14 protein-coding genes are annotated in these 15487 nt (G+C 69.4%); 9 read left to right on the top strand and 5 right to left on the bottom strand.

The genetic code is table 11. From position 1 onward, the window contains the following. Nucleotides 1-130 precede the first annotated feature (130 nt). Nucleotides 131-1240, bottom strand: coding sequence for a 4-hydroxyphenylpyruvate dioxygenase (gene hppD / locus ID574_RS31395; protein ID WP_188192594.1), 1110 nt, complete (start codon nt 1238-1240; stop codon nt 131-133). Nucleotides 1241-1343: 103 nt separating this feature from the next. On the opposite strand from hppD, the gene ID574_RS31390 reads away from it, so the two are divergent. Together ID574_RS31390 and ID574_RS31385 are read left to right on the top strand one after the other, a co-directional pair. After that, nucleotides 1344-1829 (top strand): Lrp/AsnC family transcriptional regulator, encoded by a 486-nt coding sequence (locus ID574_RS31390; protein WP_188192593.1) that lies wholly within the window; start codon nt 1344-1346, stop codon nt 1827-1829. A gap of 175 nt (nt 1830-2004) precedes the next feature. Continuing rightward, the gene (locus tag ID574_RS31385; protein WP_223167253.1) at nt 2005-4068 is read left to right on the top strand and encodes a transglycosylase domain-containing protein; all 2064 of its coding nucleotides are present in this window, start codon (nt 2005-2007) and stop codon (nt 4066-4068) included. Between the two features lie 300 nt (nt 4069-4368). On the opposite strand, the gene ID574_RS31380 is transcribed toward ID574_RS31385, so the two are convergent. Further along, on the bottom strand, nt 4369-6369 hold the full coding sequence (locus ID574_RS31380; protein ID WP_188192592.1) for a thioredoxin domain-containing protein: 2001 nt from the start codon (nt 6367-6369) through the stop codon (nt 4369-4371). A gap of 244 nt (nt 6370-6613) precedes the next feature. On the opposite strand from ID574_RS31380, the gene ID574_RS31375 reads away from it, so the two are divergent. After that, on the top strand, nt 6614-7762 hold the full coding sequence (locus tag ID574_RS31375; protein WP_188192742.1) for a hypothetical protein: 1149 nt from the start codon (nt 6614-6616) through the stop codon (nt 7760-7762). Here ID574_RS31375 and ID574_RS31370 read toward each other — a convergent pair whose 3' ends face one another. The 3 genes from ID574_RS31370 to mca are packed head-to-tail and all read right to left on the bottom strand — an operon-like array spanning nt 7763 to nt 9137. Continuing rightward, on the bottom strand, nt 7763-8053 hold the full coding sequence (locus ID574_RS31370; RefSeq protein ID WP_188192591.1) for a GNAT family N-acetyltransferase: 291 nt from the start codon (nt 8051-8053) through the stop codon (nt 7763-7765). It abuts the gene before it with no gap. After that, the gene (locus ID574_RS31365) at nt 8054-8218 is read right to left on the bottom strand and encodes a hypothetical protein (protein ID WP_188192590.1); all 165 of its coding nucleotides are present in this window, start codon (nt 8216-8218) and stop codon (nt 8054-8056) included. 34 nt (nt 8219-8252) lie between these two features. Next, complete coding sequence (mca, locus tag ID574_RS31360) at nt 8253-9137, bottom strand: mycothiol conjugate amidase Mca (protein ID WP_188192589.1); 885 nt, start codon at nt 9135-9137, stop codon at nt 8253-8255. 135 nt (nt 9138-9272) lie between these two features. On the opposite strand from mca, the gene ID574_RS31355 reads away from it, so the two are divergent. From ID574_RS31355 to ID574_RS31330, 6 genes are all read left to right on the top strand, one after another. Beyond that, on the top strand, nt 9273-9692 hold the full coding sequence (locus tag ID574_RS31355) for a DUF4307 domain-containing protein (protein WP_188192588.1): 420 nt from the start codon (nt 9273-9275) through the stop codon (nt 9690-9692). Nucleotides 9693-9800: 108 nt separating this feature from the next. Beyond that, on the top strand, nt 9801-10301 hold the full coding sequence (gene greA / locus ID574_RS31350; protein WP_043628806.1) for a transcription elongation factor GreA: 501 nt from the start codon (nt 9801-9803) through the stop codon (nt 10299-10301). A gap of 122 nt (nt 10302-10423) precedes the next feature. Further along, on the top strand, nt 10424-11569 hold the full coding sequence (locus tag ID574_RS31345; RefSeq protein ID WP_223167252.1) for a C40 family peptidase: 1146 nt from the start codon (nt 10424-10426) through the stop codon (nt 11567-11569). Between the two features lie 269 nt (nt 11570-11838). After that, nucleotides 11839-12360 carry a hypothetical protein gene (locus ID574_RS31340; RefSeq protein WP_188192587.1) on the top strand — a complete coding sequence of 174 codons (522 nt, stop codon included), beginning with the start codon at nt 11839-11841 and terminating at the stop codon, nt 12358-12360. Between the two features lie 248 nt (nt 12361-12608). Further along, complete coding sequence (locus ID574_RS31335) at nt 12609-14402, top strand: phosphoenolpyruvate carboxykinase (GTP) (RefSeq protein WP_188192586.1); 1794 nt, start codon at nt 12609-12611, stop codon at nt 14400-14402. A gap of 74 nt (nt 14403-14476) precedes the next feature. Continuing rightward, the gene (locus ID574_RS31330) at nt 14477-15478 is read left to right on the top strand and encodes a TIGR04222 domain-containing membrane protein (RefSeq protein WP_188192585.1); all 1002 of its coding nucleotides are present in this window, start codon (nt 14477-14479) and stop codon (nt 15476-15478) included. Nucleotides 15479-15487 lie beyond the last annotated feature (9 nt).

The following is a 15487-nucleotide window of genomic DNA, read 5'->3' as shown; positions in this document are numbered from 1 at the left end:
CGGGCGCGCGGCGGCGGCGCGTCCAGGCGAAGGGGCGGAGACGAGGCTGATGACCAGCCCCGGCCGCCCCGCCGGCTCCGGTGGTGGCGATCCCATGATGTCCTGATCGCCCCCACCGAGTCGGAGCAAACTAAAGGTTGCCCCTGCGTTCCTGCTCGCGCTCGATCGCCTCGAACAGGGCCTTGAAGTTGCCCTTGCCGAATCCCAGCGACCCGTGCCGCTCGATCAGCTCGAAGAAGACCGTGGGCCGGTCCTGCACCGGCTGGGTGAAGATCTGCAGCAGGTAGCCGTCCTCGTCCCGGTCGACGAGGATCCTGCGCTTCTTCAGCTCCTCGATCGGCGCCCGCACCTCTCCGATGCGCGCCCGCAGCTCGGGATCGTCGTAGTACGAGTCCGGCGTGTCCAGGAACTGGACCCCGGCCGCCCGCATGTGGTCGACCGTGGTCAGGATGTCGTTGGTGGCGAGCGCGATGTGCTGCACGCCCGGCCCGCGGTAGTACTCGAGGTACTCGTCGATCTGCGACTTCCGCTTGCTCACGGCCGGCTCGTTGAGCGGGAACTTGACCTTCCGCGTCCCGTCGGCCACGACCTTGGACATGAGCGCCGAGTATTCGGTCGCGATGTCGTCGCCGATGAACTCGGCCATGTTGGTGAAGCCCATGACGTTGCGGTAGAACGCCACCCACTCGTCCATCTTGCCCAGCTCGACGTTGCCCACGCAGTGGTCGATGGCCTGGAACAGCCGCCCGCCCTTGGTCGGCGGCGGCGCGACCAGCGGCTCGGCGGGCACGTACCCGGGCAGGTAGCGGCCGCCGTAGTTGGACCTGTCGACCAGCGTGTGCCGCGTCTCGCCGTAGGTGGCGATGGCGGCGAGCTGCACCTTGCCGTGCTCGTCCTCCATCGTGTACGGCTCCGCCAGTCCCTTCGCCCCGTGCGCGACGGCGTGGGCGTACGCCGCCTCCACGTCGGGCACCTGGATGGCCAGGTCGATCACCCCGTCACCGTGCTCGGCCACGTGCCGCGCCAGGTCCGTGCCCGGCCGCAGCGAGGCCCGGAACTCGAACGTGGCGGCGCCCGAGGTCAACACGTACGCGGCCTGGTCGCGGCTGCCGTTCTCCGGCCCGCGGTAGGCCACCAGCTTCATACCGAAGGCGGTCGAGTAGTAGTGGGCCGCCTGCTTGGCGTTGCCCACGGCGAACACCACGGCATCCATGCCGTTAACCGGAAAGACATCACTCATACCTCTAACTCTCGATTTTCCTGGACGAGTTGCGCAAGAGTTACTTCAAGCAGTGCACAATCTGCCTAGTAATCGCGCGAAATATCAGGTACTTCTGTACAGCATGACGATCGACGATCTCGACGCCCGGCTGATCTCCCTGCTGACCGCGGAGCCGCGCCTGGGCGTGCTGGAATGCTCGCGCCGGCTCGGCGTGGCCCGCGGCACCGTCCAGGCCAGGCTCGACCGGCTGGTCGCCAGGGGAGTGATCACCGGGTTCGGGCCCGACGTGTCGCCCGCCGCGCTCGGCTACGACGTCACCGCGTTCGTCAGCATGGAGATCAGGCAGGTCGCCGGGCACGACCCGGTGGCGCACCAGCTGGCGCGCATCCCGGAGGTGCTGGAGGTGCACACGATCACGGGCGACAGCGATCTTCTTTGTCGAGTGGTGGCCCGGACGAATGCCGATCTGCAGCGCGTCATTGATCAGATGGTCGATGTTCAGGGCGTGCTCAGAACTAATTCGATCATCGCGCTCGACACTCCCGTTCCCTATCGGGTGCTGCCGCTGGTCGCCGATGTACCGCGCCGTGAGAGGCGAGCGCCGTAGTATCGCTAAGGGACGAGGCACCATGGTCGATCCTTTACCCTTGGCATTTGCCCAGCTCGCGGGGTTGGACGACGTTTGACGAGGGGGGTCGAGGGTGCGAAGCGGCGGTGGAAAAGGGATGAGAAAGCGGCGGATTCTCCGACTTCTGCTCATTGCCTTCGGCGCAGGAATCCTCGTGCTGGTCGGCCTTTTCGCAGTCGCGTGGGCCATGACCCCCATTCCCGACACCACCCAGAAGCAGGCCACCGCGCAGGGCTCAGTGATCTATTACCGCGACGGCAAATCCGTGCTGGCGCGCAAGGGCGTCGACCGGAAGGTGGTCGAGCTGGCCAAGGTGCCCATGCACGTGCGCCAGGCGGTCATAGCGGCGGAAAACCGCTCGTTCTACGATGACGCCGGCGTCTCTCTCAAGGGCACCATGCGGGCCGTCTGGTCCACCGTCTCCGGGCAGCAGCTCCAGGGCGGCTCGACGATCACCCAGCAGCTGGTCCGCAACTACTACAGCGGTCTCAGCCAGGAGCGCTCCGTCACCCGCAAGTTCAAAGAGATCCTCATAGCGATGAAGGTCGACCAGTCCAAGTCGAAGGACTGGGTGCTGGAGCAGTACCTCAACACGATCTACTTCGGCCGCGGCGCCAACGGCATCCAGTCGGCCGCCCGCGCCTACTTCGGCAAGGACGTCGGCGAGCTCACCGTGTCCGAGGGCGCCTACCTCGCCGCGGTGATCCAGCAGCCCAGCCGCTTCGCCGACCCCAAGGGCGCCGACCTGGCCGCGGCCGAGCAGCGCTGGCAGTGGGTCATCAACGCGATGGGGCAGACGGGCGCGCTGACCCCCGAGCAGGTGGCCGCCGAAAAGTTTCCGCAGCTGGCGGCGCCGAAGAGGCCGTTCGAGCTCAAGGGCCAGGCCCACTACATGGTCGAGCAGGTGACCGCCGAGCTCAACCGGCGCGGCTACACCGACGAGGACATCAACGGCGGCGGGCTCAAGGTCGTCACCACGTTCGACAAGAAGCTCATGGCGGCGGCCGCGCGGGCGGTCAAGGACGTGCTGCCCGACGACACGCCGAAGAAGGTCCGCACCGGGCTGGCCGCCGTCGACCCCGCCACCGGCGAGGTCGTCGCGTTCTACGGCGGCGATCCCGACCGCTACGAGTACGACAACGCCTTCTCAGCCAAGGTGATGGCCGGCTCGACGTTCAAGCCGTACACGTTGGCCGCCGCGCTCGACAACGGCTTCGACCTGTCCACCAGGGTCAACGGCAACTCGCCGCTGCGGGTGGCGTCCGCGCCGGAGGCCATACCCAACGACAGCGGGCGCTCGTACGGGCCGATCGACCTGGTGCGGGCCACGCAGTACTCCGTGAACACCGCGTTCGTCGACCTCGGGCAGAAGGTCGGGCTGGACAAGGTGGCCAAGACCGCCGAGGCCGCGGGCATCCCCGCCGACCAGCTCACCCAGCAGACCGCCGCCTCGTTCCCGCTCGGCGTGTCCTCCGTCAGCGCCGTCCAGAACGCCTCCGGCTTCTCCACGTTCGCCAACAAGGGCGTCCACATGGAGGCCCACGTGATCAAGTCGGTCACGGACGCCGCGGGGCGCAAGGACGTCATCAAGCCGGCCTCGACGCGGGTGGTCAGCGAGCAGGCCGCCGCGGACACCACGTACGCGATGCAGCAGGTCGTGAAGTACGGCACCGGCACCGCCGCCCGGCTCTACGACCGCCCCGTGGCCGGCAAGACGGGCACCACGGACCTGTCGAAGTCGGTGTGGTTCAACGGGTTCACGCCGCAGCTGGCGGTGGCGGTCGACATGTTCCGCGACGACAACAAGACCGTGCGGATCCCGGGGTACGGCACGCAGTTCGGCGGGTCGCTGCCGGCGCAGATCTGGCGGGCGTTCATGACGGAGGCGATGGCCGGCAAGCCGGTCGAGGAGTTCCCGAAGCCGTCCGACTACGGCTACGGCTACTCGCCGGACTACTCGGCGCCGGACCGGGACGTGCCGCAGCAGGAGTACACCCCGCCGGCGAACCCTGACGAATGGGACAACACGCCCCAGCCTGAGTCCACCCAGCCGCCTCTCACGGATCCGCCGGTGACGGACTCGCCGAACGACAACCCCCGGAACGACGGCCAGCCCCAGGAGACGGGCCCACCGGTCACCCAGGAGCCGGCCCCGCCGTCCACGGATCCCGACACCAACGGCGACACCGACACCGGCCGCCGATCCCCCACGGGCTGACCCACCCGACCGGCCCACCGCCTCTCAGAGAGCCCGGCGGTGAGCCCCGCCCTGGGCTGTCCATCCTTCCGGGGCAGGCGCGCCCTTGGAAGCAAGAACTGCCCCACGGAGCTTTGTCCGCCCGGAGCCTGCCCGCCGCGGTAGGCCCGTCCTCACGGGGAAATGCGTGCTCGAGGGAGGCGCGTCGCCCGGAGGGAGGCAGGGCCTTGGGGAGCCGCGCCTGCGAGCGACGGTGTCCCTGGGAGCGCGCCATGCGATGGCCCGTCACGGGCGCGGCCCGTCGTGGGCGGCCCATGGCCGTCAGGGTGTTGTCAGCTCGGCTCGGAGCGCGTCGACCGTCGTGACCGGCATCCGGCAGGTGAAGCCCCTGCACACGTACGCCGCCGGCGCGTCGCCGACCGTGCCGCGGCCTTCGAGCAGCGCCGGGAACACCCCGTCACCGGGAACGAGCGGATCGCCCGAGATCCCCCGGGTCGCGGCGTCGCCGGAGCCGAGCGCGACCACCAGCCCGGGCACGTCCGCCAGCAGCGCCGCCCGGTGCAGCGCCGCCGTGCGCGGGTCGTCGGGCGGCCCGACGACGGCCACCTCGACCGGCCCGTCCAGCGCCGCCCGCGCCACGGCGAGCCCCCAGCCGGCGAACCTGGCATGCCCCCTGGCCAGCACGGACACGGTGCCGAGCGCGGCGTGGGCGGCCTCACGGTGCCTGGCCGAGCCGGTCAGCGCTCCGTAGGAGAGCAGGGCGCCCGCGGCCGCGTACTGGCCGGACGGGGTGGCGTTGTCGGTGGGGTCCTGCGGCCGCTGGAACAGCCGCTCGGCGTCGTCCGCCGTGTCGTAGAACCCACCCGCCCCGTTGGCGAAGCGGTCGAGCACGACGTCCAGCAGCGAGCCCGCCAGCCGCAGCCACCGGGCCTCGCCGGTGACGCCGTAGAGCGAGATCAGCCCTTCGGCCAGGTTCGCGTAGTCGTCGAGCACGCCGGCGTTCGCGCCCGCCCGGCCGTCCCGCGACGTACGCAGCAGCCTGCCGTCCACCAGATGCGTCCCGGCGAGCAGCTCCGCCGCGTCAGTGGCCGCCGCCACGAGGTCGGGCCGCTCGAAGACCACGCCGGTCTCCGCCAGAGCGGCGATGGCCAGGCCGTTCCACGAGGCCACGACCTTGTCGTCGCGCCCGGGACGTACGCGCCGCTCCCGGGCCCCGAGCAGCCGCTCCCGGACGCTCGCGTAGCGTTCGGCGTCCTCGGGGTCGCGCAGGAGCTGCAGCACGGACGTGCCGTGCTCGAACGTGCCGGTGACCTCGAAGAGGCCGGCCGCCCAGCGCCCGTCGTCCGCGCCGAGCACCTCCTGCAGCTGCTCGGGCGTCCAGACGTAGAACTTGCCCTCCACGCCCTCGCTGTCGGCGTCCAGCGCCGAGGCGAACCCGCCTTCCGCGGTGCGCAACTCGCGCAGCATCCAGTCGGCCGTCTCCAGCGCCACCCGGCGCGCCAGTTCGCCGCCGCCCGCCTTCCACCAGTGGGTGTAGACCCGCAGCAGGAGCGCGTTGTCGTACAACATCTTCTCGAAATGCGGCACGACCCATTCCGCGTCCACGCTGTAGCGCGCGAACCCGCCGCCGATCTGGTCGTACATGCCGCCGCGGGCCATCGCCTCGAGCGTCTTGCCGCTCATCTCGCGCTCGCCCGAGCGCAGCAGGAACTCCAGCACCATGGACGGCGGGAACTTCGGCGCTCCGCCGAACCCGCCGTTCACCGGATCGAAGGACTCCCGCAGGTTCCGCATGGCCAGGGCCAGCGTCTCCTCGCTCGGCAGGGGTCCGCTGGGCAGCATGGTGTGCGCGTTGAGCGCCTCGACCACCTTCGCGCCCTGCTTCAGCACCGACTCCCTGTCGCCCCTCCACACGTTGTGGACCTCGGTGAGCAGCCGTTGGAAGTGAGGGCGCGGGAAGTAGGTGCCGCAGTAGAACGGGTGGCCCTCCGGCGTCGCGAACACCGTCATCGGCCAGCCGCCCTGGTTCGTCATGGCCTGTGTGGCGCCCATGTAGACGGCGTCCACGTCGGGCCGCTCCTCGCGGTCGACCTTGATGTTGACGAAGTGCTCGTTCATGAGGCGAGCGGTGTCGGGATCCTCGAAGCTCTCATGCGCCATGACGTGACACCAGTGGCACGCCGAGTAACCCACGCTGATGAGCAGCGGCACGTCGCGGCGCCGGGCCTCCGCGAACGCCTCCTCGCCCCACGGGTGCCAGTCCACGGGATTGTCCGCGTGTTGGAGCAGGTAGGGGCTGGTGGCGTCTTTCAACCGGTTCATCACGACCTCCTCGATCCACCCTAAACCGCCCGCCGGCCTCGCCCTCCAGCCAGGTGCCCGGACCACACGGCACATCCGCCGGCCGGTCCCGCCCCACGGCCCGTCGACGTGCTCCGCCCCCATCTCACGCGACGGGTGCGCGTGCGCCGCGGTCCAAGGGGACGGCGGGACGCGTTCGGGGGTGATCTACCGGGCCTCCGGCTGACTTGGCGGGGTGGGACGGCGTAGGTTACGGAACGTGGATATGCAGTTCGTCTGCGCCCACGCCGGGCGACCGGCGACCGCCCTCACGCGCAGGGACGTGGCCAGGGCGCTGCTCGACGTGCCCTCGGGCGTGGCGCTGGTGGCCCTGCCCGACCTGCGGCGCGCCATGATGGCGGCGGGCAACCCGCTCTCGCTCGCGTTCTGGGAGTCGGCCAAGGCGACGCTCCGCTCCATCGAGGCGGGCGTGGCCACGGTCGGCGACGTGCAGCGCTGGGTCGAGTCCACCGGCACGGAGCCGATCCTCATGACCCCCGGCTACTTCGTCTGGCCGGAGGAGGACGAGCGCGGGCCGGTGGCCGCGGAGATGTTCGCCCGACTGGTCGCCTACCTCGAGGAACGCGTGCGATCCGGGGAGATCGACCCCGACGCGCTGGCGGGCGGCGACCCTGAGGCGCGCCATGCGTACGAGGAGCTCCAGGAGCGCTGGCTCGCCACCCCGCTCCCCGACGGCCGGATCCCCGGCCAGGCGGTCAACGAGGAGCAGGACGAGGAGCTGTTCGCGGCGTGGGACGAGGAGGAGGCGTTCGCGCTGTCGGAGCTGCGGCGCATCGTCGCCGAGCTGCCGAAGCAGCCCGCGCTGCCCGCCGCCGAGCTGGAGGCGGCCGCGGCGCGCCTGCGGGCGCTGCTCGCGCTGCCCGGCTACCCCGCCAGCGTGCTGCGGGCCTGCGCCGGGTTCGACGACCGGCCGATGCCGGACGACGACGAGGAGCTGTGGCTTGCGGTGGCGGCGGGCATCGCGGGGCCGATCTCCGACCTGACGGAGAACGGCGACGTGCTGGAGGAGTTCGCCGACCTCGAGAGAGAGCTGAGCGAGGAGGACGCGGCGCTGGCCAACCTGTGCGCGATCCAGCACGCCGATTGGCTGGCCGCCGTGGCGGCGCTGGCCAGGATGGGCCCCGGGGTGCTGGCCTCGCCGGAGCGGATGGCGCGGCTCATCGCCGAGTCGGAGGACATCGAGATCGACGACCAGGACCAGGACGACCTGGACGCCACCGAGGGGTTGTTCGCGTCCGTGGTGGCGCTGTGGAGCTGTCTCGGCATCGTGGACGAGGACGAGGTGCTCACGCCCTTGGGCTGGTGGGGGCTGCCGAAGGCGCTGGAGCGCGCCTGGTCGCCAGCTCCCGAGTGATCACTCCTCGGTGGAGTTGACCAGCTCCTGGAACTCCGGGTGGCGTTCGATGTATTTCGCGACGTAGGGACAGACGGGCACGACGCGCAGCCCGGTGTCGGCACTCGCCTGGAGCGCGTGCCGGACCAGCTTGCTCGCCAGCCCCTGCCCCTCGTAGTCGGGCAGCACCTCGGTGTGCGTGAATACGATCTTGGTGGGCAGCAGGCGGTAGTCGGCGAACCCGGCGACCTTGCCGTCCACGAGCACCTCGAAACGGCTCTCCGTCGAGTTGTCGACGATCTCGATCGCCATCTACTCGGCCTTCTTGTCGTCCGCGTCGCCCTCGTGCGGCACCTGGATCTTCGACATCTGCTTGTTCATCGACTTGATCAACAAGTAGAGGGCCAGCCCCAAGAGGGCCACGACGACGAAGCCGAGCAGTCCCGGGCTCACATCACCAGCTGCTAGAAGGGTCACACCTCCAGTTTGCCACCGGGTTCGCGTGGTCCCGTCAGTGGCAGGCGGGGGAGACGTCCTCGGCGTGGATGCCGGCGAACAGGTCGTCCTCGGGGAGCTCGGTGTCCACCAGCGAGCGCGCCAGGTGGTAGTCCTCCGTCGGCCAGATCTCCTGCTGCAGCTCCCGCGGGCAGACGAACCACCAGCTGTCGGGGTCGACCTGGGTGGCGTGCGCCTTCAACGCCTCGTCCCGGATGTGGAAGTACTCGCCGCAGGGCACCCGCGTGGTGACCGGCCACTTGGCCGGGCGGTCCTCCCAGCGGGAGATCCAGTCGGCGTACGGGGAGCCGAGCCCTCGCTCGGTCATGGCCTCGTGCAGCGCCTCGAACCGCTCCTTGGTGAACCCCATCTGGTAGTAGAGCTTCAACGGCTGCCACGGGTCGCCGGTGCCCGGGTAGCGGTCGGGGTCGCCGGCCGCCTCGAACGCCTCGACGGACACCCGGTTGGTCATGATGTGGTCGGGGTGCGGGTACCCGCCGTCGTCGTCGTACGTGATGATCACGTGCGGCCGGAACTCGCGCACCGCGGCCACCAGCGGCCGGGAGGCGTCCTCCAGCTTCTGCAGGGCGAAGCAACCCTCCGGCAGCTCCTCGTCCTCGTTCTCCGGCAGCCCGGAGTCGACGAAGCCCATGAAACGCTGCTCGACGCCGAGGATCTCGCGGGCCCGCGCCATCTCCGCCCGGCGGACCTCGGCGATGTTGGCGACGATCTCAGGCCTGTCCATCTTGGGGTTGAGCACGGAGCCGCGTTCACCGCCCGTGAGGGTACACACCAGCACTTCCACGCCTTCGCGCACGTAACGCGCCATCGTCGCGGCGCCCTTGCTCGACTCGTCGTCGGGGTGGGCGTGGACGGCCATCAGCCTCAGCGGTGCACTCACGGGCTCGATGTCTCCTCAGTCGGGCGGGTCACTTAGTTTGTCTGCGGGCGGTCGTGAGGGTCAGGTCTTGTACCGGGACCCCCGCGGGCGACAATTGTCTCGGATAACGCCGAGGGAGTGCAGGGAGATTCCGCCATGGTCACCAGAGATGTCGAGAACGGACCCGTTCTCGGCACACCCGATGACTTGCCCGATCGTCCGCGGCGTGGCGGCAGGCTCGTCGTCCACGTGGTGATCGGCGTGCTGGTGGCCATCATCGCCGGTGGCTGGGGCTACGTGATGTGGTCGATGACGGCCGGCGGCTCGGAGGCGCCGGCGCAGGTGGTGACGTTCAGCGTCGAGAGCCCGACACGGGCCGAGATCACCTTTGAGGTCTACAAGCCAGACGATAGGGTGGCTGTCTGCCGCATCAGGGCTCTGGACGCCAATCATGCGGAAGTAGGCAGCAAGGAAGTAAGAATCCCGGCTGGTGGGGGTACGAAGCAGCTCAAGGAAAACCTCGACACCAGTGGTCAGGCCTCTTCCGTCCACGTCCAGTACTGCAATCTCGTATAGTGAGACATTTGGGGAAGCGTTCGAGCGGTTAAGTTGTTAGCCTTTCGCAATTCAACCGTTGGAAACCTCAAGTGATCTCAGGGCCCCCTAGGCAAGCAAGGAGAACCCGTGGCCGACTCTCGCGATGAGAACGTCACATGGCTGACGCAGGAGGCGTACGACCGCCTGAAGGCGGAGTACGAATATCTCTCTGGCCCCGGGCGCGTCGACATCGCCAAGAAGATCGAGGCCGCCCGTGAAGAGGGTGACCTGCGCGAGAACGGCGGCTACCACGCCGCCAAGGACGAGCAGGGCAAGATGGAGGCCCGGATCTTCCACCTCCGGCAGATCCTCGACAACGCCCAGGTGGGCGAGGCGCCCAAGGCCGAAGGGGTTGTTGGCCCCGGCATGACCGTGACCATCCGGTTCGTCGGCGACGATGACGAGGTCACCTTCCTGCTCGCCTCCCGCGAGGAGAGCGGAGCGCCGATCGACGTCTACTCGCCCAAGTCCCCCCTCGGGGCGGCGATCAACGGTAAAAAGATCGGTGAGAAGGCGACCTACTCCCTTCCCAACGGTCGCCAGAACACCGTCGAGATCCTGGAGGCAGTGCCGTACATCGGCAACTGACACCCTTGGACAACGACCGCCGGGCCCACGCTGGCCCGGCGGAATTCGTGCATGGCTCCGGAATCCGACAAGACCTCAGTTTTCTGGTCAAGTCGCCTAGACGGCGTGACACTTTCAAACTGGTGCCGTTCATCGTGGTGGCGCTGGTCGCGGTGCTGACCGCCGACGTGCTGCTGCTCGTGCAGTCCGGCGAGCGGCTGCGGCCCGCCGCCACGCGCCCCCAGCCCACGCCGAAGCCGTCGCTGATGGCCCAGCACCAGCAGCAACAGCGGCCGGCCGAAACGGCCGAGCCGGTGGCGCCGCTGAAGAAGCTGCACAAGCCCCATCTGTTCGTGCTCACCCGCAAGCCGTTCACCAACGAGCTGTTACAGAAGGTGGCCAAGCTGCGCGGGGTGCGGGCGCTCGAGCTGGCCGACGCGGCGTCGATCACGCTCGACGGCAAGCGGGTGCAGACGCTTGCGGTCAACCCGTCCACGTTCCGCGCCTACACGCCCAAGGTGACCGCCTCGTCCGACGCGCTGTGGCAGAACGTCGCGGCCGGCGACGTCGCGGTCTCCTTCGTGCTGGGCAACGACGGCGGGCTGTCCCTGCACCGCAAGGTGGCGGGGCCGGCCGGGCCGCTGCGCATCGGCGCGTACGCCACCACCGGCTTCGGCGCCGTGGACGCCGTCGTCTCCAAGGACGTCGGGCGCACGCTCGGGCTGCCGCACGACAACGCGCTCATCGTCAGCGCCCCCGACGTCGACTCCGAGGCGCTCCGCAAGAAGATCCTCCGGGCGCTGCCCAAGGGCACCCAGGTCGCTCCGGTCAACCCGGTGCTGCCGCAGCCGCAGCAGAAGGTCGTGCAGAACTGGCCGGCGGGCTCGTTCATGACCGCCGACCAGATCACCGTGGCGCTCAAGGCCGCCGCCTCCAAACTGGGCCGGCCGTACGTGTGGGGAGCGGAGGGCCCCGACACGTTCGACTGCTCGGGGCTGGTCCAGTGGGCCTTCGCCCAGGCGGGCGTGCGGATGCCCCGGGTGACCCACCAGCAGTGGGTGACCGGCCCGCAGGTGCCCCTGTCGCAGGCGCAGCCGGGCGACCTCATCTTCTGGCGCCTCGACCCGACGAACCCCGGCTACATCTCCCACGTGGCGATCTACTGGGGCGACGGCAAGATGATCCAGGCCCCGCGCACCGGAGACGTCATCAAGATCTCCCCGGTGCACACGCGCGGCTTCGCCGGCGTCGTCAGGGTCAGCCCGATCGCCGCGGCCAAGGTCCGCTAGCCCTCAGCCGGCCGCCTTCTTCAAGCGGCGCCTTCGACCACCGCCTTCGCCGAAGCGCCCTGCGCCGGTCGCCGCTTTCTCCGAAGTCTCCAGAAGGCCCCACACCGAGCCACCCCCGTCTCCGGAAGGACCCACGCCGAAGTGTCCGCGGAGAGGAACCCAGACCGGGCGCCGCGACGCGCGGAAACCGGGGCCTGGCAGTGTTCCTTCACGCGACACCTTCCTTCCCCTCGGTAGCGCTTGCGGTGCAACTATGTAATGTTGATTACATGACAACAGACGAAATGGCAGCGCAGGTCCGCGGCTGGTTCACCGGACGCCTCCCGGAGGGCTGGTTCACCGGCGCCCCGGAGATCATCAGGGACCGCGAGGAGATCGCGGTGCTCGGCGCGCTGCCCGACCCGCCCGAGGACGTCCCCGAGGCCGAGCGGTCCGCCCTGATCGAGGGCCTGGCGAGGAGGTTCAGGGAGGAGACCCGCGAGCGGCGCATCGAGATCGCCAGGGAGGCCGAGCGCAAGTTCCGGCAGAAGGTCTCCTGGGGCGTGGTCTGCGGCGGCGAGACTGTGATGTTCACCACACTCTCCGTGCCCGTGATGACCCGTTTGCGCCAGTCTGAGCGGCAGGTCCTCGACACCCTCGTGGCCGCGGGAGTGGCCAGAAGCCGCAGCGACGCGCTGGCCTGGTGCGTACGCCTGGTGGGCAAGAACGCCGACACGTGGCTGGCCGAGCTCCGCGACGCGCTCCAGCACGTCGACAGAGTTCGCTCCACGGGGCCCGACGTCAATTCCTGAGACCACGCAGCCAAAACGGCGCGCGCAATGGACTAAACCACTGCGAAAATTGGTTTAGACCACCTTAATTGGACTGGACCACTCTGTGTTAAATCTCTTTTAAATCCGCTCGGCATGGGTAGGCTCCCCCAATCCGCAGGGCCTCTGCCTGCGACGACGGCCAAGCCAATAGGTCTATGCCAATTGGCTTTCCGGCCACTTCGTCGTTAATGATGACTGGGCCCTGAGAGAGTGGAGGAGTCACCGTCGTGTCCGTTTCCGTGGAAGTGCCCGCACCGACGAGCAATAGCGAATTGGCCGCCTGGGTCAACGAGATCGCCGCACTGACCCAGCCAGACCGGATCGAGTGGTGCGACGGGTCGGAGGAGGAGTGGACTCGCCTGACCAACCTCCTCGTGGAGCAGGGGACGTTCACACGGCTCGCCGCCCGTCCCAACAGCTTCTACGCCAAGTCCGACCCCAGCGACGTGGCCAGGGTGGAGGACCGCACCTTCATCTGCTCCGAGCGGGCCGAGGACGCCGGCCCCACGAACAACTGGATCCCGCCCGTCGAGATGCGCCAGACGTTCGGCCGGCTGTTCAAGGGCTGCATGCGCGGCCGGACGATGTACGTCGTGCCGTTCTGCATGGGCCCGCTGGGCGGCGAGATCTCCCAGCTCGGCGTCGAGATCACCGACTCGGCGTACGTCGCCGTCTCCATGCGGATCATGACCCGCATGGGCGAGCGGGCGCTGCGCCTGATCGAGCAGCGGGGCGACTTCGTCAAGTGCGTCCACTCCGTGGGCGCCCCTCTCGAGCCCGGCCAGGCGGACGTGCCGTGGCCGTGCAGCTCGACCAAGTACATCAGCCACTTCCCCGAGACCCGTGAGATCTGGTCCTACGGCTCCGGGTACGGCGGCAACGCCCTGCTCGGCAAGAAGTGCTACGCCCTGCGCATCGCCAGCGTGATGGCGCGCGACGAGGGCTGGCTGGCCGAGCACATGCTCATCCTCAAGCTCACGCCGCCCTCCGGCGAGACCCGCTACATCGCCGCCGCCTTCCCGAGCGCCTGCGGCAAGACCAACCTCGCCATGCTCCAGCCCACCATCCCGGGCTGGAAGGTCGAGACGATCGGCGACGACATCGCCTGGATGCGCTTCGGCGAGGACGGCCGCCTCTACGCGATCAACCCGGAGGCCGGCTTCTTCGGCGTCGCGCCGGGCACCGGCCAGGTGACCAACGCCAACGCCATCAGGACGCTCTGGGGCAACAGCATCTTCACCAACGTGGCCCTCACCGACGACGGCGACGTGTGGTGGGAGGGCCTGACCGACGAGCCGCCGGCGCACCTGACCGACTGGAAGGGCCGCTCCTGGACGCCCGGCAGCGACGAGCCGGCCGCCCACCCGAACGCCCGCTTCACCACTCCCGCGTCCCAGTGCCCCACCATCGCACCCGAGTGGCAGGACCCCAAGGGCGTGCCCATCTCGGCGATCTTGTTCGGTGGCCGCCGCGCCACCGCCGTTCCTCTGGTCACAGAGTCGCTGAGCTGGGAGCACGGCGTCTTCCTCGGAGCCAACGTCGCCTCCGAGAAGACCGCCGCGGCCGAGGGCAAGGTCGGCGAGCTGCGCCACGACCCGTTCGCCATGCTGCCGTTCTGCGGCTACAACATGGGCGACTACTTCGGCCACTGGCTGGAGATCGGCCGTCGCGAGGGCGCCGTGCTCCCCCGGATCTACTACGTCAACTGGTTCCGCAAGAACGCCGACGGCCAGTTCATCTGGCCCGGCTACGGCGAGAACAGCCGCGTGCTCAAGTGGATCGTGGAGCGGCTCAACGGCGAGGCCAAGGCCGTGCCCACGCCGATCGGCCTGCTGCCCGCCGAGCTCGACACCGAGGGCCTGGACCTGTCCGAGGAGGACCTGCGCACGCTGCTGTCGGTCGACCGCGACGTATGGCGTGAGGAGGCCGCGCTGATCCCGGCCCACTTCGAGACGTTCGGCGCCCACCTGCCGAAGGAGCTGTGGGACGAGTACAACGCCCTGCTCGATCGGCTGGGGTAGGCAGAAATCCCTCTTGTGCGGTACGGCGGCGCGGCCTTTAACTGGGCGCACCGTCGTACCACGAAGGGGGTTTCGTGGATTTCATCCTGCTTTTGGCTGGGATGGGCATGCTGTTTCTCGTCAGCATGATCGAGCAGTCGGTCGGCAAGGCGCGCAGGAAGGTCAGTGAGGTACCGCCGAGCGGCGTGCCGCACCGGCTGGACTCGTACGAGCTGGCGTATTTGTCCGGCGGTCCTCGTAGGACCATCAACACGGCGCTGGCCGTCCTCGCGACGGCCGGCGCCATCCGTGTGTCGAGGGGTTCCCATGTCACGCCGGTCCACGGCGCGCCGCCCTCGCCGGTGCCGATCGAGCGGGCCGTGCTCACCGCGCTGGCGGCGCGGCCGGGGGGCTACCGGGCCGCCGAGCTGCGGCGGGCGCTCCAGACGCATCCCGCGCTGACCGACCTCGCGAGCGGGCTCGAAGGACGCGGGCTGATCATGCGACAGCACGCGTTCGCCGCGGCGTGGAAGCGCAGAGAGCTGCTGCAGGTCGCCGGGATCCTGGCCGTGGGCTTCCTCGTCCTGCTGGTGGCACTGGTCGTCATCGGCGAGGCGAACATCGCCCTCGGGTGGGTGGGCGCGATGGTCTTCGGCCTGGTCGCCGTCATCTCCGCCTTCGCCGGCTACGCCAAGCACGGCAGGCTCCTCCGGAACGTCGTCACACGCGAGGGACGTGAGGTGCTCCGGTCGGCCCGCCTGTACCACCCGCGAGGCGTGCGCAACCAGAGCTCCCTGTCCATGGCGGTCGGGGTGCCGGTCGCGCTGTACGGCCTGGCCGACGTCGGCGACCCGATGCTCTGCGACGAGTTGTCAGCCGGCGACCCCGGCGGCGACTGCGCGGGGGCCTGCGGGACCTACAGCGGGGGCGGCGAGTCCTACGGCGGCTCGGACTTCGGCGGCGGTGACTCCTACGGCGGCTCGGACTTCGGCAGCGGCTCGTCGAGCTGCGGCGGGGGCTCCTCCTCCAGCTGCAGCAGCTCTTCGAGTTCGAGCTGCGGCGGTGGCGGCGGATCCAGCTGCGGCAGCAGTAGCTGAGGGACGCGA

The organism is Nonomuraea sp. SYSU D8015 (genome assembly GCF_008065375.1).
Lineage (GTDB): Bacteria > Actinomycetota > Actinomycetes > Streptosporangiales > Streptosporangiaceae > Nonomuraea.
The sequence above is the reverse complement of the archived record's forward strand: the minus strand, read 5'-3'. Positions and strand labels throughout refer to the sequence as shown.

Bases quoted from the DNA above. Each gene is read 5' to 3' on its own strand.
- hppD (WP_188192594.1), bottom strand. From the start codon at position 1,240: ATGAGTGATGTCTTTCCGGTTAACGGCATGGATGCCGTGGTGTTCGCC.
- ID574_RS31390 (WP_188192593.1), top strand. From the start codon at position 1,344: ATGACGATCGACGATCTCGACGCCCGGCTGATCTCCCTGCTGACCGCG.
- ID574_RS31380 (WP_188192592.1), bottom strand. From the start codon at position 6,369: ATGAACCGGTTGAAAGACGCCACCAGCCCCTACCTGCTCCAACACGCG.
- ID574_RS31375 (WP_188192742.1), top strand. From the start codon at position 6,614: ATGCAGTTCGTCTGCGCCCACGCCGGGCGACCGGCGACCGCCCTCACG.
- ID574_RS31370 (WP_188192591.1), bottom strand. From the start codon at position 8,053: ATGGCGATCGAGATCGTCGACAACTCGACGGAGAGCCGTTTCGAGGTG.
- ID574_RS31355 (WP_188192588.1), top strand. From the start codon at position 9,273: ATGGTCACCAGAGATGTCGAGAACGGACCCGTTCTCGGCACACCCGAT.
- ID574_RS31340 (WP_188192587.1), top strand. From the start codon at position 11,839: ATGACAACAGACGAAATGGCAGCGCAGGTCCGCGGCTGGTTCACCGGA.